Source organism: Pseudomonas sp. 7-41 (genome assembly GCF_021233075.1).
Taxonomy (GTDB): Bacteria; Pseudomonadota; Gammaproteobacteria; order Pseudomonadales; family Pseudomonadaceae; genus Aquipseudomonas; species Aquipseudomonas veronii.
Genome location: NZ_CP089551.1, coordinates 5,095,242 through 5,118,444, shown reverse-complemented (window position 1 = coordinate 5,118,444; position 23,203 = coordinate 5,095,242). Strand labels below are relative to the sequence as shown.

18 protein-coding genes are annotated in these 23,203 nt (G+C 61.9%); 8 read left to right on the top strand and 10 right to left on the bottom strand.

Annotated features, from left to right (window positions below):
• Entirely contained in the window at positions 1–1,425 is a 1,425-nt protein-coding gene (ccoN, locus tag LQ249_RS23105; protein ID WP_017845263.1) for a cytochrome-c oxidase, cbb3-type subunit I, read from the bottom strand.
• A gap of 79 nt (positions 1,426–1,504) precedes the next feature.
• On the opposite strand from ccoN, the gene LQ249_RS23100 reads away from it, so the two are divergent.
• Positions 1,505–2,197, top strand: a complete 693-nt coding sequence (locus tag LQ249_RS23100; RefSeq protein ID WP_232565930.1) for an alpha/beta family hydrolase — start codon at positions 1,505–1,507, stop codon at positions 2,195–2,197.
• Between the two features lie 141 nt (positions 2,198–2,338).
• Here the strand turns inward: LQ249_RS23100 and LQ249_RS23095 are convergent, their stop codons facing one another.
• On the bottom strand, positions 2,339–3,904 hold the full coding sequence (locus tag LQ249_RS23095; protein ID WP_232565929.1) for a methyl-accepting chemotaxis protein: 1,566 nt from the start codon (positions 3,902–3,904) through the stop codon (positions 2,339–2,341).
• A 73-nt stretch (positions 3,905–3,977) separates the two neighbouring features.
• On the bottom strand, positions 3,978–4,769 hold the full coding sequence (locus tag LQ249_RS23090; protein ID WP_232565928.1) for a CPBP family intramembrane glutamic endopeptidase: 792 nt from the start codon (positions 4,767–4,769) through the stop codon (positions 3,978–3,980).
• Positions 4,770–5,194: 425 nt separating this feature from the next.
• On the opposite strand from LQ249_RS23090, the gene LQ249_RS23085 reads away from it, so the two are divergent.
• Positions 5,195–6,055 (top strand): DMT family transporter, encoded by an 861-nt coding sequence (locus tag LQ249_RS23085; protein WP_169866079.1) that lies wholly within the window; start codon positions 5,195–5,197, stop codon positions 6,053–6,055.
• A 32-nt stretch (positions 6,056–6,087) separates the two neighbouring features.
• On the opposite strand, the gene LQ249_RS23080 is transcribed toward LQ249_RS23085, so the two are convergent.
• Positions 6,088–6,984, bottom strand: a complete 897-nt coding sequence (locus tag LQ249_RS23080) for a DMT family transporter (RefSeq protein ID WP_017845268.1) — start codon at positions 6,982–6,984, stop codon at positions 6,088–6,090.
• 257 nt (positions 6,985–7,241) lie between these two features.
• Here LQ249_RS23080 and aceK point away from each other — a divergent pair, with 257 nt between their 5' ends.
• From aceK to LQ249_RS23055, 5 genes are all read left to right on the top strand, one after another.
• Positions 7,242–8,963 carry a bifunctional isocitrate dehydrogenase kinase/phosphatase gene (gene aceK, locus LQ249_RS23075; protein WP_057003832.1) on the top strand — a complete coding sequence of 574 codons (1,722 nt, stop codon included), beginning with the start codon at positions 7,242–7,244 and terminating at the stop codon, positions 8,961–8,963.
• Positions 8,964–9,033: 70 nt separating this feature from the next.
• On the top strand, positions 9,034–12,945 hold the full coding sequence (gene hrpA / locus LQ249_RS23070; protein WP_232565927.1) for an ATP-dependent RNA helicase HrpA: 3,912 nt from the start codon (positions 9,034–9,036) through the stop codon (positions 12,943–12,945).
• Between the two features lie 228 nt (positions 12,946–13,173).
• A complete protein-coding gene (locus tag LQ249_RS23065) occupies positions 13,174–14,295 on the top strand; it encodes a beta-ketoacyl-ACP synthase III (protein ID WP_017845271.1) in 1,122 nt (373 codons plus the stop codon).
• 86 nt (positions 14,296–14,381) lie between these two features.
• Positions 14,382–14,996, top strand: a complete 615-nt coding sequence (locus tag LQ249_RS23060; protein WP_017845272.1) for an RNA polymerase sigma factor — start codon at positions 14,382–14,384, stop codon at positions 14,994–14,996.
• On the top strand, positions 14,990–15,223 hold the full coding sequence (locus LQ249_RS23055) for an anti-sigma factor family protein (protein ID WP_017845273.1): 234 nt from the start codon (positions 14,990–14,992) through the stop codon (positions 15,221–15,223). Before LQ249_RS23060 ends, LQ249_RS23055 begins: the two co-directional genes overlap by 7 nt.
• Positions 15,224–15,343: 120 nt before the next feature.
• On the opposite strand, the gene LQ249_RS23050 is transcribed toward LQ249_RS23055, so the two are convergent.
• The gene (locus LQ249_RS23050; protein ID WP_057003834.1) at positions 15,344–16,666 is read right to left on the bottom strand and encodes a putative porin; all 1,323 of its coding nucleotides are present in this window, start codon (positions 16,664–16,666) and stop codon (positions 15,344–15,346) included.
• A 285-nt stretch (positions 16,667–16,951) separates the two neighbouring features.
• Here LQ249_RS23050 and LQ249_RS23045 point away from each other — a divergent pair, with 285 nt between their 5' ends.
• Entirely contained in the window at positions 16,952–18,076 is a 1,125-nt protein-coding gene (locus tag LQ249_RS23045) for a GNAT family N-acetyltransferase (protein WP_108524727.1), read from the top strand.
• A 12-nt stretch (positions 18,077–18,088) separates the two neighbouring features.
• On the opposite strand, the gene aqpZ is transcribed toward LQ249_RS23045, so the two are convergent.
• From aqpZ to LQ249_RS23020, 5 genes are all read right to left on the bottom strand, one after another.
• Positions 18,089–18,790 (bottom strand): aquaporin Z, encoded by a 702-nt coding sequence (gene aqpZ / locus LQ249_RS23040; protein ID WP_232565926.1) that lies wholly within the window; start codon positions 18,788–18,790, stop codon positions 18,089–18,091.
• A 177-nt stretch (positions 18,791–18,967) separates the two neighbouring features.
• On the bottom strand, positions 18,968–20,800 hold the full coding sequence (locus tag LQ249_RS23035) for an ABC transporter ATP-binding protein (protein ID WP_046382464.1): 1,833 nt from the start codon (positions 20,798–20,800) through the stop codon (positions 18,968–18,970).
• An 83-nt stretch (positions 20,801–20,883) separates the two neighbouring features.
• Entirely contained in the window at positions 20,884–21,447 is a 564-nt protein-coding gene (locus tag LQ249_RS23030; protein ID WP_017845278.1) for a peptidylprolyl isomerase A, read from the bottom strand.
• Positions 21,448–21,450: 3 nt separating this feature from the next.
• A complete protein-coding gene (locus LQ249_RS23025) occupies positions 21,451–22,254 on the bottom strand; it encodes an alpha/beta fold hydrolase (RefSeq protein WP_017845279.1) in 804 nt (267 codons plus the stop codon).
• A gap of 14 nt (positions 22,255–22,268) precedes the next feature.
• A complete protein-coding gene (locus LQ249_RS23020; protein ID WP_017845280.1) occupies positions 22,269–23,192 on the bottom strand; it encodes a LysR family transcriptional regulator in 924 nt (307 codons plus the stop codon).
• Positions 23,193–23,203 lie beyond the last annotated feature (11 nt).

Genomic DNA, 23,203 nt, shown 5'->3' with positions numbered 1-23,203 from the left:
TCAGGCCGTCTGCGCGGCAGGGGTGGCTTCGACAGGTTGTGCCGAGCGCACGGTGCGCCATGTGTTGTAAGCCATCAGCAACATGCCGCTGAGGAACACCGCACCGCCCACCAGTCGCACGACGAAGCCAGGGTGGCTGGCCACCAGGGTTTCGACGAAGGAGTAGGTCAAGGTGCCGTCTTCGTTGATCGCACGCCACATCAGGCCCTGGGCGATGCCGTTGACCCACATCGAGGCGATGTAGAGCACGGTGCCGATGGTGGCCAGCCAGAAGTGCGCGTTGATCAGGCCGACGCTGTACATCTGCTCGCGGCCGAAGACTTTCGGGATCATGTGATACAGCGCGCCGATGGAGATCATTGCCACCCAGCCGAGCGCGCCGGCGTGTACGTGGCCGATGGTCCAGTCGGTGTAGTGCGACAGCGAGTTGACGGTCTTGATGGCCATCATCGGCCCTTCGAACGTCGACATGCCGTAGAACGCCAGCGAGACGACCAGGAAGCGCAGGATCGGGTCGCTGCGCAGCTTATGCCAGGCGCCCGAGAGGGTCATCATGCCGTTGATCATGCCGCCCCAGCTTGGTGCCAGCAGCACCAGGGACATCACCATGCCCAACGACTGTGCCCAGTCCGGCAACGCGGTGTAGTGCAGGTGGTGCGGACCGGCCCAGATGTACAGGGTGATCAGCGCCCAGAAGTGGACGATGGACAAGCGATAGGAATACACCGGACGTTCGGCTTGCTTGGGTACGAAGTAGTACATCATCCCGAGGAAGCCGGCAGTCAGGAAGAAACCTACTGCGTTATGCCCATACCACCACTGCACCATGGCATCCGTCGCACCGCCGTACAGCGAGTAGGACTTGGTCAGGCTGACCGGGATTTCCAGGTTGTTGACGATATGCAGGATGGCCACGGTGATGATGAACGCACCGAAGAACCAGTTACCGACATAGATGTGCTTGGTATTGCGCTTGGCCACAGTGCCGAAGAACACAATGGCATAAGCCACCCAGACGATAGTGATCAGGATGTCGATCGGCCATTCCAGCTCGGCGTATTCCTTGGAACTGGTGTAACCCAGTGGCAAGGTGATCGCTGCCAGGACAATGACCAGTTGCCAGCCCCAAAAGCAGAACTGCGCGACTTTCGGCGCGAACAGCTGGGTTTGGCAGGTGCGCTGCACCGAGTAGAAGGAGCTGGCAAACAGCGCACAACCCCCGAAGGCGAAGATCACCGCGTTGGTGTGCAGCGGGCGCAAGCGGCCAAAGCTGGTCCAAGGCAAGTCGAAGTTGAGTGCAGGCCACACCAATTGAGCCGCGAGAAAAACCCCGAGCCCCATGCCGACGATGCCCCACACCACCGTCATAATCGCGAATTGGCGGACCACCTTGTAGTTATAGGCGGTACTTAAAGTAGTGTTCATGGTTCCCCATCCACGGTTCAACCCAAGCAAATGCGACACTTGGGCTGGAGTTATAGGCAGACTAAAAAGCGAGGTAAGCATGGGCAAAGAGCACAAGGCCAGTATTGACGGGGATCAATGGGCACGGTGTGTGCAGGAGCATGGCTGGCTGTGGGATATCGCCTCGGGTGCGCCAGCACATACGCCTGTGACGCTGATCCTGGCCCACGGCGCTGGCGCACCGATGGACTCATCTTTCATGAACGACATGGCTGCGCGCCTTGCCAGGCATGGCGTCAATGTGGTGCGCTTTGAGTTTCCCTACATGGCCCAGCGCCGGTTGGACGGGGGCAAACGCCCGCCCAACCCGGCGCCGAAACTGCTGGAAAGCTGGCGCGAGGTGTATACCGAGGTGCGACGCCATGCCGCTGGGAAACTGGCCATTGGTGGCAAGTCCATGGGCGGGCGCATGGCCAGTTTGCTCGCCGATGAATTGGAGGCCGATGCCTTGGTGTGCCTGGGCTATCCGTTCTATGCGGTGGGCAAGCCGGAAAAGCCGCGAGTCGCGCATTTGGCCGGGTTGAACACGCCGACATTGATTGTGCAGGGCGAACGCGATGCCTTGGGTAATCGAGCCGCGGTGCAGGGATATGACTTGTCACCGAGCATTGAGGTGCTGTGGCTGGCGGCGGGGGATCATGATTTGAAACCGTTGAAGGCTTCAGGGTTCAGCCATGAGCAGCATTTGGAGGCGGCGGCGGTGCGAGTGGCTCAGTTTATCGGCGCCTGTTAGAGCGCTATCGGGGGCAAGCCCCCTCCCACATGAGGTGTACGCGGTTAAATGTGGGAGGAAACAAGCCCTCTCCCACATTCGACTGCATTCCAAGGTATGTACGCGGTTAAATGTGGGAGGGGGCTTGCCCCCGATAGCGGTTTAACGGTTAAAACGCTCTACCAGCGAATACTGAGTATTGGCGGTAACAGTAAGCTCTTCACTCAACTGCGCCGAGTTCAATGCCTGTTCCGAGGTCTGGTCCGCCAACAGCGCGATGGTGCTGATATTGCGGCTGATCTCTTCGGCCACCGAGCTTTGCTCTTCCGTGGCGGCGGCGATCTGGGTGGTCATGTCGGTGATGTTGGCCACCGCTTCGCTGATGCCCACCAGTGCCTGGTCCGCTTCCATCACCCGCGCCACGCCTTCTTCGGCCTGGCGATGCCCGGCGTCCATGGTTTGTACGGCAGCGGCGGCGGTCTGCTGCAGCTTGGCGATCAGGGTATGGATCTGCCCGGTCGATTCAGCGGTACGCTGCGCCAATTGGCGGACTTCATCGGCAACCACCGCAAAACCACGGCCCATCTCACCGGCACGTGCCGCTTCGATCGCGGCGTTCAAGGCCAGCAGGTTGGTCTGGTCGGCGATGCCTTTGATCACGTCGACCACGCCGCCGATTTCATCGCTGTCCTTGGCCAGTTGGGTGACCGTCACGCCGGTCTCGCCAACCGCGGCCGACAGCCGCTGAATCGCCTCGCGGGTTTCCCCGGCGATATCGCGGCCGCGCCCGGTCAGGCGATTGGCTTCCTGGGTGGCATCGGCCGTGCGCTGCACATGGCTGGCGACTTCCTGGGTGGTCGCCGCCATCTGGTTGACCGCGGTAGCCACTTGTTCGGTTTCCACACGCTGGCGTTCCAGGCCGCTGGAGCTGTTGTGCGCCAGGGTGTTGGACTGCGCCGCCTGCTCGTTGAGGTGTTCGGCGGTGTCCTGCAAGCGCGTGAGACAGGTCTTCAGACGTGCCTCCTGGCTGAGGATCGACATTTCCAGTCGCGCCTGGGCGCCACGGCTGTCGGTATACATCTGCGCGATCAACGGGTCGGAGGTGGTCTGTTCGGCCAGGCGCAGCAAACGCTTGAGGCCGCGCTGTTGCCAGCTCAGGCCCAGCAGGCCCAGCGGCACCGACAACCCTGCCGCGAGGGCAAAGCCCCAGTGGGAATTGAGCGATGCGCCAATCATGAAGCTCAATTGGCTGACCAGAATAAACGGCAGCCAGTCCTGCAGCACCGGCAGCCACTTGTCCCGCCGGGGAATGGCGGGCTTGCCCTGATTGATGCGGTGGTAGAGCGCTTCGGCCCGGCGGACCTGCTCGGCGGTGGGCTTGACGCGCACCGATTCATAGCCGACCACCTGGTTGCCATCGAACACTGGCGTTACATAGGCGTTGACCCAGTAGTGATCGCCGCTCTTGCAGCGGTTCTTGACGATGCCCATCCATGGCAAGCCTTGCTTGAGCGTGGACCACATGTGTGCGAACACAGCCGCCGGAACGTCCGGGTGGCGTACCAGGTTATGCGGGGCACGCACCAATTCGTCGCGGGAGAAACCACTGATTTCGACGAAAGCGTCGTTGCAATAAGTGATGACACCCTTGGCATCTGTGGTGGAGATCAACCGTTGCTGAGCGGGGAAGGTACGTTCGCGCTGGGTAACGGGCTGGTTATTACGCATGGTTATTCAATCCGCAAGGCTTTCAAGGGGTATCGGCGGTGGCGATCATTTATTTAACTTATTTTCGTAATAATCAGCCGGCGAGCATTGGGTAGGAAAACAGTCCGAAATGCAGCAAATTCAGGCCGAAATGCGTGGCAATTGCCGCACCCAGGCCGCCAAAACGATAAGCAAGGCCATAACCGGTCCCGGCGATGCTGGCCAGCAGCACCCACTGCCAGCCCGCGCTCAGGTGCGCCAGGCCGAACAGCAGCGAGGCCAGCAGCAATGCGAGGTTTTCGCCGTAGGGCAAGTGTTTGAGGCGCTGGCTCAGGCCGCCCTGAATGTAGCCGCGAAACAGCGCTTCTTCCACCAGCGTCACCAGCAACAGGTTATTCAGCACCCACAGCCACGCCTGCTCCGGCCACTTCGGCGCCCAACTGATGATCCCCAGCAACGCCGCGCCGCCCAGGGCTGCGATGGCCGTCAGCGCCAGCGCCAGGGCGGTGACGCAGATCGACAGGCGCAATGAACGCCGCGCCACAATCCACGGGCAGGCCAGCAACAGCCAGAAACCGATCAGTGGTTTGTCCTGGTTGAGGTACATCGAGAAGGGCACGGCATCGGCGCTGAAACGCTGGGGTGCGATACCGCGCCCGTTGTAGAACCCCGGCAGCCAGTGCATCGCCAGGCCCAAGGCCAAGACGATGAACAACCCGTGGCCGACGTAGCGCGCCCACGGGGTACGTTGTTGGCGTACCGCATACCCGGCGATCAACAACAGCGCCACGGAGATGGCCGCGAGCACACCCAGTTGGCCGTAGAGCAACGCCAGTGCATAGCCGATGGACAGGAGGACGAGATACACCCAGGGCAATGCGGTCATGTGACATCCTTGGAAAAAACTGCTCGGTAGTATAGCGAGTGGGTTCCGGCGCCAAAATGAAAATGCCGTCACGCGAAAAGGGCGCTGCCGGAGCGATTGCAAAATATGTCGGCGGTTGGTTATAGTCGCCGCGTCTTCACCTCCTCAAAAGATCAGCCCATGCCTGCATTCCTGTGCATAGCGGTAGTCGATTCAGCGTCCAGCGCTGTGGTCGTGCCGTGCGGGAACCTGCAGCCTGCGCAGATCAGCCACTACCCCCCACCTGTCAGTAGCACGCCGGTGTACGCAGTCGTATCACCGCCGGGTGTTGGCATTTCGGGCTGATCAGCTGATTGCTGTTGCCCTATGCCCGCCTGAAAAAAACCTACTGAGTTTCAGCCTTGCTTGGCTGAATCGGCTTTTTTGCCTGATTACAGGTGGTAACCATGTCTGTTATGTCGAAACAATCCGTGGCCGCGGCGGCCTCGACGAGCCTGTTCGTATTGCTGTGGAGCAGCGGGGCGATTTTCTCCAAGTTGGGCCTGGCCCATGCGTCGCCCTTTGCCTTTTTGCTGATCCGTTTTGCCATCGCCCTGGCGGGGTTGGTGATGCTGGTACCGATCCTCAAGCTGAGGCTGCCACAACCCGGCAAGCCGCTGTGGTATGCGGCGGCGACGGGGCTGGTGTTGTTGGGGGCGTACCAGATTTTCTATCTGCTGGCCCTGGACCTCAACGTCACGCCGGGGATGATGGCGACCATCATGGGCGTGCAACCGATCCTGACCGTGGTGCTGATGGAGCGCCAGCGTTCCTGGCGCCGGATGTTCGGCCTGGGCCTGGGATTGGCCGGCTTGATCATGGTGGTGTACCAGGGCATCGGGTTGTCGCGGATGTCTCTGGCCGGGATGTTGTTCGGTTTGCTGGCCCTGGCAAGTATGACCTTCGGCTCGATCATGCAGAAGCGCATCACCGATAACCCGTTGGGCACGCTGCCCGTGCAATACCTGGCCGGGTTGGTGTTGTGCTCGGTGTTCGTGCCGTTCCAGCCGTTCCACTTCGAACACACCGCCAGTTTTTACCTGCCGGTGCTGTGGATGGGCCTGGTGGTGTCGCTGCTGGCGACGCTGTTGCTGTACCGCCTGATCGCCCGCGGCAACCTGGTCAATGTCACCAGCCTGTTCTACCTGGTGCCGGCGGTGACGGCGGTGATGGATTACCTGATCTTCGGCAATCGGCTCGCGTGGTTGAGCTTACTGGGGATGGGGTTGATCATCATTGGTCTGGTTTTTGTGTTCCGTCAACGCTAACCAGCGGACACGCTGTAGGGGCAGGCATGCTCCTACAGCGCTTTGGCCAATTTCCCCGGCCGCAACACCAACCACAATGCCCCCGCGATCAATATCCCGCCATACAGATGCGCCATCGACAGCGGCTCATCCAGCAGCAACGCACCCCACAGCACCCCGAACGGCGGGATCAGGAAGGTGGTGGTCATCGATCGCACCGGGCCAATGGCTGTCAGCAGGCGAAAGTACAGGACGTAGGCAAACGCCGTACACATCAGCCCCAACCCGAGCAACGACAACCACACGTGCCAGCCGCCCCAGCTTGCCGGCGGATGAACGATGGCGCTGTAGGCAAACAGCGGCAGCAGGAACAAGGTCGCGCCGAGCATGCTGCCCAGGGCCGCGAGCCGACTGTCGAGCCCGCCGCGCTGATCCAGCCAGCGGCGCGCGAGAAACCCGGCAAAGCCGTAGCAAGTGGTGGCCAACAGGCAGGCCAACGCGCCCATCAACAATTCCAGGTCAAACGCCACCGGCCCGGCGCGGGTCAGCACGCCCACGCCAAACAGGCCCAGGCACACCCCGGCGACTTTCGATGGCGTCAGACGTTCGCTGAAAAACAATCCGCCAATCAGCACGCCCATTAACGGCGTGGTGGCATTGAAGATCGCCGAGTAACCCGCCGGCAACACCTGGGCCGCCACGGAGTACAGGGTCGCGGGTATGCCGGAGTTGATCACGCCCAGCAGCAGGATGGTCTTGAACTTGCCTTGGAAGTCCCAGTTCACGCGCATCACCGCGAGCATCACCAGCAACCCGGCGGCGGCAATCGACACGCGGAAGAACGCGGTCGGCAGCGTGCCGATTTCCGGGGCGATAATACGCATGAACAGGAAACTCGCGCCCCAGATCGCGGCCAGCCCCAGCAGGTATAGGGTGTCGACAGGTCTCACGGAAAACTCCTACATCAATCGGACGGCGAGTGTTGCCCAGCCTCCGGCTCGACACAATCGCTGATTACCGGAAAAACCGCGTCACCGGCCTCTGCTGGCCAATTTGCGCGGGGGGCAGCGCTGAGTGTTTCCAGCAACGCCCATCAATCGGCGAAATGAACGAAAGTCCACAAACCAACATGCTAAATGACTGCTTCTCCTGCCTGCATTCACTGGCTAAGCTCTGGGCTTCCAGATACCCGTCCGAGGTTTCCCGCATGTCGCAGCGCACACCCGCCCTCGCTATCGCCCAGATGATCCTCGATGGCTTCGACGATTACCGCGAGCACTTCCGCCAGATCACCGATGGTGCCCGTGAACGTTTCGAAAAGGCCCAGTGGCAGCAGGGCCAGGCGGCTTCGGCGGCGCGTATCAACCTGTATGAGGAGAAAGTCAGCGAAGTGACGAGCCGCCTGCGGGCGAGCTTCGATGACGCCACCCTGATGGACATCGAGGCCTGGCCGTTGGTGAAAAGCGCCTACATCGGCCTGATCGACCTGCGCTTTGACGATGAGCTGTCCGAGACCTGGTACAACTCGATCTTCTGTGGCCTGTTCAGCCATGACCTGATCAGTGACGGCTGCATGTTCGTCCACACCACGCGGCCGAGCCTGCGCCGGGCGAGGGCGGCGCAAACCCGGGTCTACACCCCAGTCGGCAAAATTTCCGACATGCTGGCGCAGATTTTCGCTGATTACAGCTTCAGCGAACCTTACGCGGACCTGCCGGCCGACCTGCGCCGCCTCGAAGTGCAACTGCGCGAGAACCTGCCCGACTGGGTGTGCAAGGACCCTGAGCTGAAGGTCGAGCTGTTTTCCTCGGTGCTCTACCGCAATAAGGGTGCCTACCTTGTCGGACGCATCTACACCCGCGACGAGCAGTGGCCCCTCGTGATTCCGCTGCTGCACCGCGAAGGGCAGGGCATCCAGATCGACGCGCTGATCACCGACGAAGCCGATGTGTCGATCATTTTCTCCTTCACCCGCTCCTACTTCATGGTCGACGTGCCGGTGCCGGCGGAGTTCATCGGTTTTCTCAAGCGCATCCTGCCGGGCAAGCACATTGCCGAGCTGTACACCTCGATCGGCTTCTACAAGCACGGCAAGTCGGAATTCTATCGCGCGCTGATCAACCACCTGGCCACCACCGACGATCAGTTCATCATGGCTCCCGGTATCCGCGGCATGGTCATGAGCGTGTTTACGTTGCCGGGCTTCAACACGGTGTTCAAGATCATCAAGGACCGCTTCTCGCCGTCGAAAAACGTCAGTCGCGCCACCGTGATCGAGAAGTACCGCTTGGTCAAAAGCGTGGACCGCGTCGGGCGCATGGCCGATACCCAGGAGTTCGCCGATTTTCGCTTTCCGTTGAGCAAGTTCGAGCCCGAGTGCCTGGCCGAATTGCTCGACGTGGCCGCCAGCACCGTTGCCGTCGAAGGCGACACCGTGCTGATCCGCCACTGCTGGACCGAACGGCGCATGACCCCGCTCAACCTCTACCTCGACAACGCCAACCCCGCCCAGGAACGCGAAGCCTTGGAAGACTATGGCCTGGCGATCAAGCAACTGGCGGCGGCGAACATTTTCCCCGGCGACATGCTGCTGAAGAACTTCGGCGTCACCCGCCACGGCCGCGTGGTGTTCTACGACTACGACGAGATCTGCTACCTCACCGAAGCCAACTTCCGCCACATCCCCGCGCCCCGCACGCCGGAGGATGAAATGGCCTCGGAGCCCTGGTACTCCATCGGCCCGCTGGATGTGTTCCCCGAAGAGTTCCCGCCGTTCCTGTTCGCCGACGCCGGCCAACGCAAGCTGTTCGATCAACTGCACGGCGAGTTGTACGATGCCGACTACTGGAAGGGCCTGCAGGACGCGATTCGCGCCGGAAAGGTCATCGATGTGTTTCCGTACCGGCGCAAGGAACGCGAGAACGAATGAGGGGCGCGCATGCCGGCGGTTTTCTGCGACAATCCGCCCCCTGCATAAATAGACGACCAAAACGCACCTGATGACTGACCAAGCGCCCGCTATCGACCAACTGCTGAAAAACCTCGATCACGCCATGCTCGCCGACCGCCACCGTTTGCGGCGGCAGTTGCTCGAGCTGCGCAAGAAGCCCGATGAGGAGAAGCTGGCGCAGTGGGTGACGCGCATGCAGGCGTCCTGCGCCCAGGTCACGGCGCGGCGCGCCAGCCTGCCGCTGATCCGCTACGACGACAGCCTGCCGATCGCCGCCAAGCGCGACGAAATCAAGGCGGCGTTGCTCAAGCATCAGGTGCTGATCATCGCCGGCGAGACCGGTTCGGGTAAGACCACCCAGTTGCCGAAAATCTGCCTGGAGATCGGTCGCGGCCAATACGGCCTGATCGGCCACACCCAGCCACGTCGGATCGCAGCGCGCAGCGTCGCCAGCCGGGTTGCCGAAGAGTTGGCCACGCCGCTCGGCGCACTGGTCGGTTATCAGGTGCGCTTCGAAGACCAGAGTGATTCCAACACCCTGATCAAGCTGATGACCGACGGCATCCTGCTGGCGGAAACCCAGAACGACCGCTACCTCGAACGCTACGACACGATCATCGTCGACGAAGCCCACGAACGCAGCCTGAACATCGACTTCCTGCTCGGCTACCTGAAAACCCTGCTGCCGCGTCGCCCGGACCTGAAAGTCATCATCACCTCGGCGACCATCGACCTGGAGCGCTTCTCCAAGCATTTCGACGATGCGCCGATTGTCGAAGTGTCGGGCCGCACCTTCCCGGTGGACACCTGGTATCGCCCGCTGACCCTGGAACAGGACGAGGAGGGCAACCGCGTCGAGGACGACTTGACCGTCGACCAGGCGATCCTCGCCACCCTCGATGAAATCGCCGCCTACGAGCGCAGCGAGCGGCGCAGCCCTGGCGACGTGCTGGTGTTCCTGCCGGGCGAGCGCGAGATTCGCGATGCCGCCGACATGCTGCGCAAGGCCCAGCTCAAGCACACCGAGATTTTGCCGCTGTATGCGCGCCTGTCACCGGCCGAACAGCAGCGCATTTTCCAGTCCCACCCCGGCCGGCGCGTGGTGCTGGCGACCAACGTCGCCGAAACCTCGCTGACCGTGCCGGGCATTCGTTATGTGATCGACAGCGGCACCGCGCGCATCAGCCGCTACAGCTACCGCGCCAAGGTGCAGCGACTGCCCATCGAGGCGATCTCCCAGGCCAGCGCCAACCAGCGTAAAGGCCGCTGCGGCCGGGTCGAGCCGGGGATTTGCATCCGCCTGTACAGCGAAGAAGACTTTATCGGCCGTCCGGAATTTACCGACCCGGAGATCCTGCGCACCAACCTGGCGGCTGTGATCCTGCAGATGCTGCACCTGCGCCTGGGCGAAATCAGCGACTTCCCGTTTATCGAACCGCCGGACGGCAAGGCCATCAGCGATGGTTTCAACCTGCTGCAAGAACTGTCGGCGGTCGACCGCAACAGCCAACTGACCCCGCTGGGCCGCCAGTTGGCGCGCCTACCGGTGGACCCGCGTATGGGCCGCATGCTGCTCGAAGCCGCCAAGCTGGGCAGCCTGCAGGAAGTGCTGATCGTGGCCAGCGCCATGTCGATCCAGGACCCGCGCGAGCGCCCGCCGGAACGCCAACAGGCCGCCGACCAGGCCCACGCACAATGGAAGGACGCCGATTCGGACTTCGCCGGGTTGGTCAATCTGTGGCGTGGCTTTGAAGAGCAACGCCAGGCACTGACCGCCAGCCCGCTGCGCAACTGGTGTCGCAAGAACTTCCTCAACTACCTGCGCCTGCGCGAGTGGCGCGATTCCCATCGCCAGTTGAGCCTGATCTGCCGCGACATGCAGCTGACCGTCAACAAGGAACCGGCCGACTTCGCGAAACTGCACAAAGCCGTACTGTCGGGCCTGCTCAGTCAGATCGGGCAGAAAACCGAAGACGGCGATTACCTCGGTGCGCGTCAGCGGCGCTTCTGGATTCACCCGTCGTCGGGCATCGGCAAGAAACGTCCGCAGTGGCTGATGACCGCCGAGCTGGTCGAAACCACCAAGCTGTACGCACGCATGGTGGCGAAGATCGATGCCGACTGGATCGAACCGCTGGCCGGGCACCTGATCAAGAAAAACCACTTCGAACCGCATTGGGAGAAGAAGCGCGGCCAAGTGGTGGCGTTCGAGCAGATCACCCTGTTCGGGCTGATCGTGGTCGGGCGCCGGCCGGTGCATTACGGGCCGGTCGACCCAGTGGTGTCGCGCGAGCTGTTTATCCGCGAAGGCCTGGTGCGCGGCGAAATCCAGTCCCGGGCCAAGTGCCTGACCGCCAATCAGCAGTTGCTGGAGCAGCTCGACGAGCTGGAAGCCAAGGCGCGTCGGCGCGACATCCTGGCCGACGAAGAGACGCTGTACGCGTTCTACGATGCGCGCTTGCCGGCGGAGATCCACCAGACCGCGACGTTCGACAGCTGGTACAAGGTCAACAGCCAAAAAGACCCGCAATTGTTGATCATGCGCGAGGAAGACGTGCTGGCCCGCGACGCCAGCGAAGTCACCGCAGCGCATTACCCGGACACCCTGCACCTGGGCGATCTGGCGCTGGCCTTGAGTTACCACTTCGAACCCAATCACCCGCGTGACGGCGTGACCTTGCGCGTGCCGGCGCCGCTGTTGCCGGCCTTGCCCGCCGAACGCCTGGAATGGCTGGTGCCGGGGGTGATCGAAGCCAAGTGCATCGCCCTGGTGCGCAACCTGCCCAAGGCCCTGCGCAAGAATTTCGTGCCGGTGCCGGACTTCGTCAGGGCCGCCCTGCAACGTATCGAATTCGCCCAGGGCTCGCTGCCCCAGGCGCTGGGGCGCGAACTGCTGCGCATGACCGGCGCGCGCGTCAGCGATGAAGCCTGGGCCGAGGCCGCGCAGCAGGTGGAAAGCCACCTGAAGATGAACCTGGAAGTGGTCGACGGCCAGGGCAAGTTTCTCGGCGAAGGCCGCGACCTGGCCGAACTGACCGCGCGCTTTGCCGAGGCCAGCCAGGCCGCGTTGGCCGTGCCGCAAACGGCAAAAAGCCAACAGCCGGTGGAAGCCAAGGTGTTCGCGGCGGTGGCCGAGAAGACCCAGCAAAAGATCGCCGGGCTGTCGATGACGGTGTACCCGGCGCTGGTGGAAGAAAACGGCACGGTCAAGGAAGGACGTTTCTCCACCGCCGCCGAGGCCGAGTTCCAGCACCGTCGCGCCTTGCAGCGCCTGCTGATGCAGCAATTGGCCGAACCGGCAAAATTCCTGCGCGGCAAATTACCCGGCCTGACCGAGCTGGGCCTGATGTACCGCGAGCTGGGGCGCATCGAGGCGCTGGTGGAAGATATTTTGCTGGCCAGCCTCGACAGCTGCGTGCTGGAAGGCGAAGCCAGCCTGCCGCGTGACGGCGCCGGGCTGGCGGCGCTGGCCGAGCGCAAGCGTGGCGGTTGGACCGAACACGCCGAGCGCCTGGCGCGCTTGACCCTGGACGTGTTGAAACTCTGGCACGGCCTGCAAAAGCGCTTCAAAGGCAAGATCGACCTGGCCCAGGCGGTGGCCTTGAACGATATCAAGCTGCAACTGAGCAATCTGGTTTATCCCGGCTTTGTGCGGGAAACTCCGGCGCAGTGGTTCAAGGAGTTGCCGCGTTTCCTCAAGGCGATCGAGCTGCGTCTGGAAAAACTGCCCAGCCAGGTGCAAAAAGATCGGGTGTGGAGCGGCGAGCTGGCGGGCCTGTGGGCGCAGTACCAGAACCGTTTGAACAAGCATGCCCAGGAAGGCAAGCACGACCCCCAGCTAGCGCTCTATCGCTGGTGGTTGGAGGAATATCGGGTGTCGTTGTTTGCCCAGCAGTTGGGCACCCGGGTGCCGATTTCCGACAAGCGCCTGAGCAAGCAATGGAGCCTGGTCGAAGCGTAATCACACCAATGGGCAATGGCGCTTATCCGGGATATGGCGCCAAATCCCCAGGGTTGTGGCAAACTTCGCGGTTATAAATGCCGGGAGCGTCGTGATGGGCTGGTGTGCAGCCGCGGCGCGATGGAATAAAGCGTTGCCAGTTTGATGCCCGCTGGACGGAATCAAACGACTTACAGTTTGGTACGACGGTACCAATATCTTCTGCCTGACAGATTTAGAGGAACGACCGTGCATAACGTCGTCATCAGCGGCACTGGCCTGTACACCCCGGCCAACAGCATCTCCAACGAAGAGCTGGTGCAGTCTTTCAATACCTACGTGCAGCAGTTCAACACGGAGAACGCCGCCGCCATCGAACGCGGTGACGTGCAGGCGCTGACCGAGTCCAGCGCAGCCTTCATCGAGAAGGCGTCGGGCATCAAGAGCCGTTTTGTGATGGACAAGGACGGCATCCTGGACCCGCAGCGCATGACCCCGCGCCTGCCCGAGCGCAGCAACGACGAATGGTCGGTGCTCTGCCAGATGGCCATCGGCGCCGCCGAACAGGCCCTGCAGCGCGCCGGCAAGACCGCCGCCGACATCGACGGGGTGATCGTCGCCTGCTCCAACCTGCAACGCGCCTACCCGGCCATCGCCATCGAAGTCCAGGAAGCCCTGGGCATCGCCGGTTTCGGCTTCGACATGAACGTGGCGTGTTCCTCGGCGACCTTCGGCATCCAGAACGCCGCCAACAGCATCAAGCTGGGCCAGGCCCGGGCGATCCTGATGGTCAACCCGGAAGTCTGCACCGGCCACTTGAACTTCCGCGACCGCGACAGCCACTTCATTTTCGGTGACGCGGCCACTGCGGTGATCCTCGAGCGCGCTGACCTGGCGACCTCCGAGCACCAGTTCGACGTGGTCAGCACCAAGCTGCTGACCAAGTTCTCGAATACCATCCGCAACAACTTCGGCTTCCTCAACCGCGCGGCGGAAGAGGGCATCGGCGCGCCCGACAAGCTGTTCGTGCAGGAAGGCCGTAAAGTCTTCCGGGATGTCTGCCCGATGGTCGCTGAGTTGATCGGCACGCACCTGGCGGAAAACCAGTTGAACGTGAACGACGTGAAGCGCTTCTGGTTGCACCAGGCCAACCTGAGCATGAACCACCTGATCGTGAAGAAGCTGCTGGGGCGTGAAGCCACGGTGGAAGAAGCACCGGTGATTCTCGACACCTACGCCAACACCAGTTCGGCGGGTTCGGTGATCGCGTTCCACACTTACCAGGACGACCTGCCCAAAGGCGCCGTGGCGGTACTCAGCTCGTTTGGCGCCGGCTATTCGATCGGCAGCGTGATCCTGCGCAAACGCTGATCCTGCGGCTCGCCGCGGTCAAATGTGGGCGCTGGCAAACCAGCCCCCACACCGATCGCGTTCTCACTTGGAAACCGAGGTCTCGAATGGCAGTAGCGGACGACGCGCACCTGCTTGAACGCTTGCTCAAGGGCGAGCAGCGGGCCTACAAGGAATTGGTCAGCCAATACCAAAGCGCCATGCGCGCGGTGGCCTATGCGATTGCCGGTCAGCGTCATGCCGACGAAGTGGTACAGGACGCCTGGCTGTCGGTGGTACGCAACCTGCCAAAGTTCGAAGGGCGCTCCAGCCTCAAGACCTGGCTGCTGACCATCACCGCCAATGCCGCCAAGAGCCGCTACAAACAGAATCGTCGCGAAGTGTTACTCGATGATTTGCCCTCGCCCCACGGCACGATCGGCGATGAGCGTTTCAGCGCGGATGACGGTCACTGGGCGGTCGCCCCTTTTGCCTGGCACCAGGACACCCCGGAAGCCCTGCTTACGGAGGACGAACTGCGCAAATGCCTGGAACATACGTTGCTGAGTTTGTCGGAATTGCAAAGCAGCGTACTGGTGCTGCGTGAACGCCAGGGCCTGGAGTTGGAGGAGATTTGTAATCTTCTGACGCTTTCGCTCTCCAATGTGCGGGTGCTGTTGCATCGCGCACGGCTTAAAGTCTTCGCCACGGTGGAGCATTTTGAGGAAACCGGCGAATGTTGACGTGTAAAGAGCAAGTGGCGCGTTCCAGTGACTTTCTCGATGGTCAGTTGACCTTTCGCGAGCGGCTGCTGGTGCGTCATCACTTGATGTTCTGCCCTAATTGCCGGCGTTTTATCCGTCAGATGCGCTTGCTGCAGGCCACATTGCGGATCATGCCGCAGGCGCCGGTACAGGATGTGGATGCCTTGGCTGAACGGCTGGCCGCCGAGCGGCGCAAGGATCAGTAACGGCGGGGGGAAGACAGACTCGCGTGGGGGAATCGGACGGATGATGGGGACCGATTCACCCACGCCAGGCTGTTACAGCCACCCCGGGCCATCCTGGCCCAAGGCGTGTCGCACTTACAGTTAGAACTTGGCTTCAGCATCCAACTGCAGGGTGTTGGTGTTGGCATCACGCTGCGTGCGGCTGGCGTAGTCAGCCTTGGTCAGGAAGTACGTGGCGCCGACAGCGAAGTTCTTGTCGATGTCGTAGCTGACCTTCATCTTATGACCGCGCGAACCGGTGGTGCCGTTGGCGAAGTCCGAATCGGTGAAGGCGCCTACCACAGCGTTACGTTGTGTATCGCGGTAGTTGTAGTCCAGGTTGAAACCGAACACCTTGGACTTGGCACCCAGCAACCAGGCGGTGTCCTGATCGTTGGAAGCATCGTTGTTCTTCACGTACTGACCGTAGAACGCCAGCGGCACGGCCAGGCCACCGATGTCGGCTTGGGCAAAACCTTCGTACAGACGGAATTGTTCGTTCGCCGAGTTGCCGTTGACCGCCAGTGCACAAGGCGTGGTGCTGCTCGTACAGGTGCTGTTTTCGTCGTTCTGGTAGGCGTAGATACTGCCGCCCAGGGTCATTTTCAGGTTGTCGGTCACCGAGAAACGCGTGCCCAACTGGCCGGAAGTCAGGCGCAGGTCGTGGCGGAACTGCACGCCGTCGCCGTCGACGTTGTCCTTGAGGTTGTAGTTACCGAGGCTGCCGAACAGCTCGGCGCTGCTACCCAGCGGGTATTTGTAGGTCAGGGCCAGACCTTCCGGGTTGATATCGCTATCCCAGATCACGTCGCCCATGTTCACCCATGGCTGGAGCATCTTGCCGCCGATGACGTGCAGGTTCTTGATCTGCTTCGGGTGGTAGTCGATGTAGCCGAGGTCCAGCCAGATCGACTTCTTGTCGAAGTAGTTGTCCTGGTCCTGGTTGGTGGAGCGCGCATCGTCGCTGCTGCCGGTGGCGATACGAATGCCGGTGTCGACCTGGTCGTTGATCTCGGTGTAGGCGCCGAGACGGGCACGGATACGCTGACGGTCCTTGTCACGGCCACCGTTGTTGGATTCGCCCTGGATCTTCACGGTTTCCTGACGGAAGCGCACGTCACCCTTGAACTGGGTCTTGGCGGCCCAGGCAAGTTTCTGGTCGAACACGCTCAGGTCGTTGGCTTTTTTCGCGGTGGCCGCGATCTGTTCGTTGGTCTCTTGTTGAGCTTGCTGTGCGATCTGCTTTTCTTTCTGATCCTTGGCCAGCTCAGCTTGCAGTTCAGTGTACTGCGATGCCGAGATTTGACCGTTGGCCTTGAGCATGTCGAGCAATTTAGCGTCGACTGCAGCGCTGGCCGGAACGCTCAGGGCCAGCAGCAAGCCGCCACAAAGGGCCGCCGCAGTTTTAGTGGAAGCAAGACGCATATCAATCTCCGAAAGTGAGGAGGGATGGCAAACCATCCAGGACACAACCGACCGATGACGGACGGAAAAAATAACTGCCGGGGTAGAACCAGGCGCGCTAAAAACAGGCGTCAGTATCGCGATCGTTTATGACGGCGCAGTGGCGAACTGATGTCAGGTAGATGACAAATTATTTATGAACGGAACTATTGGTTTAGAGCCTTGTCCGGCGATTTGGAGGTGTGTCGGCAGCGGCGATAAGCGATACTCGCGAGGCTTTCACGCCCTGAAGTAGTGAGGATGCCGATGCCGCTGCAACGCCTGGACAGCCTGTCCGAAATCGCCCCGCAGGCCTGGGACGCCCTGGTGCCGCAGGCCCAGCCCTTTGTGCGACATGCGTTCCTGAGCGCGCTGGAAGACAGCGCCAGCCTCAGCCCGCATTCGGGTTGGCAGCCTGAGCATTTACTGCACTGGGACGGTGATCGGCTGGTGGCGGCATTGCCCGGTTATCGCAAATGGCATTCCTCTGGCGAGTACGTCTTCGACCACGGTTGGGCGCAGGCCTGCGAGCGGGCCGGTATCGATTACTACCCCAAGCTGTTGGTCGCCGTGCCGTTCAGCCCGGTCAGCGGCCCGCGCCTGTTGGCCGCCAGCGCCGAAGACGGTTTCGAGTTGCTTGGTAGCCTGCCCGGTTACCTGGAAATCGAAGGGCTCTCCAGCGCCCATATCAACTTCACCGACCCGCTGGCGGATGACGCCCTGGCCCGACAGCCGGGCTGGTTGCCGCGCCTGGGCTGTCAGTTTCACTGGCAGAACCGCGGCTACCGGGATTTCCAGGACTTCCTTGACGCCTTGAGTTCGCGCAAGCGCAAACAGATGCGCAAGGAACGCGAACAGGTGGCGGGGCAGGGCATCGAGTTCGAATGGTTGCAAGGCCATGAACTGAGCGAGGCGCAGTGGGATTTCGTCTACGCCTGCTACGCCAACACCTACGCGGTGCGCCGCCAGGCGCCGTACCTGACCCGTGCGTTTTTCAGCCTGCTGGCCGAACGCATGCCCGAAGCGATCCGCGTGGTGCTGGCCAAACAAGGCACGCGCCCGGTCGCGATGGCGTTCAGCTTGATCGGCGGCGACAGCTTCTTTGGGCGTTACTGGGGCTGCCTGGCGGAATTCGACCGCCTGCATTTCGAAACCTGCTTCTACCAAGGCATGGATTACGCCATCGCCCACGGCTTGCAGCGCTTCGATGCCGGTGCCCAGGGCGAGCATAAATTGATTCGTGGGTTCGAGCCGGTGATCACCCGGTCATGGCACTACCTGCGTCATCCAGGGTTGAAGACGGCCGTCGAAGACTTCCTGGAGCGCGAGCGGGTGGGGATTCTGGCGTATGCCGAAGAGGCGAGGGCAGCCCTGCCGTATCGGCAGGGCTGAACCCGTTTTGCCTCAGGCCGGCTCCTCCTTGCCCAACCATCGATAGACCACGCCGCCGATCACCGCGCCGAGGATCGGCGCGAGCCAGAACATCCACAATTGCTGGATCGCCCACCCGCCCACGATCAGCGCCGGTCCCGTACTGCGGGCCGGGTTGACCGAGGTGTTGGTCACGGGAATCGAGATCAGGTGGATCAAGGTCAGCGCCAGGCCGATGGCGATGGGGGCGAGGCCCTTCGGGGCACGCGGGTCGGTGGCGCCGAGGATGATCAGCACGAACATCGCTGTCATCACCAGCTCACAGACAAACCCCGCTGTCATTGAATAGCCGCCAGGCGAATGCTCGCCATAGCCGTTGGAGGCCAGGCCTGACGCCAGTTCGAACCCCGGTTTGCCGCTGGCGATCACATACAACAGCGCCGCGGCGACAATGCCGCCAATGACCTGGGCAACGATGTACGCCGGTAACTCCCTGGCTGGAAACCTGCCGCCCACGACCAGCCCCACCGATACCGCCGGGTTGAGGTGACAACCGCTGATGTGCCCGATGGCGACCGCCATGGTCAGTACCGTGAGCCCGAAGGCCAGGGCCACCCCCAACAACCCGATGCCGACTGCGGGAAACGCCGCGGCCAACACCGCACTCCCGCAACCGCCCAGCACCAGCCAAAACGTACCTAAACCTTCTGTGACTGAACGCTTGAACAAAGACATGTACCCGTCCTTGATAGATCGCTCTACCGAATCAGTAAATCAGTGATGCTCCCTGCGATTTACTTCAGCGCCCGTCTTGGCACTGCACTGAGTACAGCACGGTTGCGGCACAAATCCAGGACACCCATGTGGGAGCAAGCCCCCTCCCACCTTTTGAGTTGTGTAGGCCCGGCAGTTTCAGTCGATGCCGACGAAGCCTCCGGTCTGGTGCTGCCACAGCCGCGCATACAACCCGCCGTGGGCGAGCAACTGGGCATGGCTGCCGGTCTCGGCGATCTGGCCTTTCTCCAGCACCACCAGGCGGTCCATCCGCGCAATGGTCGACAACCGGTGCGCAATCGCAATCACTGTCTTGCCTTGCATCAGGGTTTCCAGGCTTTCCTGGATCGCCGCTTCGACTTCCGAATCCAGCGCCGAGGTGGCTTCGTCCATGATCAGGATCGGCGCATCCTTGAGCAGCACCCGCGCGATGGCGATGCGCTGGCGTTGCCCGCCGGACAGTTTCACGCCGCGCTCGCCCACATGGGCATCCAGCCCGGTGCGGCCTTCGGCGTCCGACAGCTGCGGGATGAACTCATCGGCACGCGCCTTGCGTATGGCCGCCCAGAGCTCCTCGTCGCTGGCGTCCGGCTTGCCATACAACAGGTTCTCGCGGATCGAGCGGTGCAGCAGCGACGTGTCCTGGGTGATCATGCCGATCTGTTCGCGCAGGCTTTCCTGGGCGACCTCGGCGATGTTCTGGCCGTCGATCAGGATGCGCCCGCCTTGCAGGTCGTACAGGCGCAGCAGCAGGTTGACCAGGGTCGATTTGCCTGCGCCGGAGGGGCCGATCAGGCCGATTTTTTCACCGGCCTCGATGGTCAGGTTCAGGCCGCCAATGATCCCGCTCTTCTTGCCGTAGTGGAAATCCACCTGCTCGAAGCGCACTTCGCCATGGGGCACGGTCAGGCGTGGAGCGTTGTCGCGGTCGACCACGGCCAGCGGCTGGGCGATGGTTTTCAGGCCGTCCTGCACCATGCCGATGTTTTCGAAAATGCCATTGACCACCCACATGATCCAGCCGGACATGTTGACGATGCGAATCACCAGGCCGGTCGCCAGGGCAATCGCGCCCACGGAAATCAGCGAATGGGTCCACAACCACAGGGCCAGGCCGGTGGTGGTGACGATCAGCAGGCCGTTCATGGTGGTGATCACCACGTCCATGCTGGTCACCACGCGGCTGGCCAACTGGGTTTTTTCGGTCTGCTCGATGATCGCTTCCTTGGCGTATTCCTGCTCGGATTGGGTATGCGCGAACAGCTTCAAGGTGGTGATGTTGGTGTAGCCATCGACGATGCGGCCCATCAACTTGGAGCGCGCCTCGGAGGAAATCACCGAACGCGCTTTCACCCGCGGCACGAAGTAGCGCAATGCCAGGCTGTAGCAGACGATCCAGGTCACCAGCGGGATCATCAGGCGCCAGTCGGCTTCGGCAAACAGCACCAGGGAACTGATGGCGTAGATCGCCACGTGCCAGATCGCATCCACGGCCGCCACGGCGGAATCGCGCAGGGAGTTGCCGGTTTGCATGATGCGCTGGGCGATGCGCCCGGCGAAGTCGTTCTGGAAGAAGTTCAGGCTCTGCTTGAGCACGTAGCTGTGGTTTTGCCAACGGATCAGGCTGGTCATGCCGGGGCTGATGGTCTGGTGGACCAGCAGGTCATGCAGGGCGCCGAAGATCGGGCGCAGCAGCAGGGCGACCACGCCCATCCAGATCAGCTCGGTGCTGTGGATCTGGAAAAAGTTCGCGGGCGGTGTGCCCTGGGCCAGGTCGATGATGCGGCTCAGGTAGCTGAATAGCGCGACTTCGATCAGTGCGCCGATCAGGCCCACCACCAACAGCGCGGCGAAACACGGCCACACCTGACGCAGGTAGTAGAGGTAGAAAGGCAGGACTTTATCGGGAGGGGCGGCGCTGGGCGCGTCGCGGAAAATATCGATCAGTTGTTCGAAACGACGATAGAGCATTAGGGTTGACGCCCGCCCGGCGGGCTCTCCTGTTCAAAGGCGCGCGACGCCTTGTGAGCGCCGCGCGGAACTACCTGCGGACCTCAGTCGATGCGCTTGGCCGACTTGATCAGGACAGGATCGATTGGCACGTTCTGCATGCCTTGTTTGGTGGTGGTCTGCGAGTTGACGATGATGTCGACCACGTCCATGCCTTTGACCACTTTGGCGAACACGGCATAACCGGCATCGCGGCCTGGATCGAGGAAGGCATTGTCCGCGACGTTGATGAAGAATTGGCTGGTGGCCGAATCCGGGTTCGAGGTGCGGGCCATCGACAGCGTGCCACGCACGTTATGCAGGCCGTTGCTGGCTTCGTTCTTGATTGGTGGGTTGGTGTCTTTTTGCGCCATCTGCGCGGTGAACCCGCCGCCCTGGACCATGAAGCCCGGGATCACACGGTGGAAAATCGTGTTGGTGTAGAAGCCCTTGTCGACGTAGGCCAGGAAGTTCTTGCTACTGATCGGCGCCTTGACCGGGTCCAGTTCGATTTCAATGTCGCCGTTGGTGGTGGAGATCAATACGTGGGGCGCCTTGGCGGGCTCGGCGGCCATCAGGTTGGCAGCGAACAGAACGGAACCGGCAAAGAAGGCGATTTTTTTCAGCATGGGTCAGTGATCCTGGGTAGTGGTTTCGACTGTCTTTAGAAAATCGAGCAGGGTAGCGTTAAAGACATCGGGTTGATCCAAGGGTGTGGCATGGCGGGAATCTTCGATGACCACCAGCCGCGCATCGGGCAGCAGTTTTACATAGATTTCTTTGTGCGCCACAGGGGTGTAGTCGTGGTCGGCGCTGATGACCAGGGTTGGACAGGCAATTCTGCAAAGTCGTTCCTGCACGCCCCAGCCCACAATTGCATCGAAGCTGGCGAGATAAGCACGTTTGTCGTTTTTTGCCCAGCGTTCGGCCATCTTGCGGCGCAGGTCGGCTTGCTGCGGTTTGGGAAACAGCCGGTCGCCCAGGGCCTTGCCGATGGTGGCCAGGCTGAGGACGCGTGCCAGGGTCCAGCGCTTGGCCCATTGCCAGTAATCGTCGGCGCTGCGCACCTTGACCTCGGGCGCGCTGTTGACGATGCACAGGCTCTTGACCCGCGCCGGTTCGTCCACCGCCAGTTGAAACGCGATCATGCCGCCCATGGACAAGCCCACCACGTGCGCGGCGGGCAGGTCCAGGTGTTCGATCAGGGCGATCAGATCGAGGGTGAAACCTTTGATGCTGTAGCGCTCCCGGGGTTTGTCGGAACGCCCATGGCCACGCACGTCCACCACGATCAGGCGGTAATGCCGGGCCAGCACCGGAATCTGCAGTTCCCAATCCTGGCTGCTGGAGCCCAGGCCGTGGATCAGAATCAGCGGGGTGCCGTGACCATATTCCTCATAATGCAGGCTGCACCCTTCATGTTCGAACCAGGCCATGCATGAACTCCGTTTCAGGCTTGCTGCGGTGCGGCGAAAGGCGCATCCAGGGGGGCGGTGTCAAATGTGCGCAGCAGCTCCACGAGGATCTGCGTCGCTGGCCCCAAGGGTTTGTCCTTGTTCGAGTACAGGTAGAACGTGGGGTGACGGCTGCCACCCTGCTCCAAGGGTAGCTGCTTGAGCACGCCTTCGGCGAGTTCGCGCTCGATCATGTGCCGGGGCAACCAGGCAAAGCCCAGGCCGCTGCCGACGAAACTGGCGGCCGTGGCGAGGCTGCCGACGGTCCAGCGCTGTTCGGCGCCGAGCCAGCCGACATCGCGCGGCTGCTGGCGCCCGGAGTCGCGGATCACCACTTGCATCTGGCTTTCCAGGTCCTGGAAGCTCAGTTCGCGGTTCATGCGGTGCAAGGCATGCTCGGGGTGAGCGACGGCGACAAACTCCACGTTGCTCATCTCCGTGCCGAGATAGCCGGGGATGTTGAAGCTGCTGATCGCCAGGTCGGCCACGCCTTCGATCAACAGCTCTTCAACCCCCGACAACACCTCTTCGCGCAGGCGCACGCGGCAGCCGCGGCTTTGCGGCATAAACGCGGTCAGGGCGCGCACCAGGCGTGCATTCGGGTAGGCGGCATCGACCACCAGGCGTACTTCGGCTTCCCAGCCCTGTTCCATATGGTGGGCGAGGTCTTCGAGTTGGCTGGCGTTTTTCACCAACTGCCGGGAGCGGCGCAACAGCACTTCGCCGGCGTCGGTGAGCACGGCCTTGCGCCCGTCGATGCGCAGCAGCGGCACCCCGAGCTGGTCTTGCATGCGGGCCACGGTGTAGCTCACCGAGGACTGCGAACGGTGCAGCGCTTCGGCCGCCTGGGCAAAGCCGCCATGGTCGACCACGGCTTGCAGCGTGCGCCATTGATCGAGGGTAACGCGGGGCGCTTTCAAGATGAGCTCCT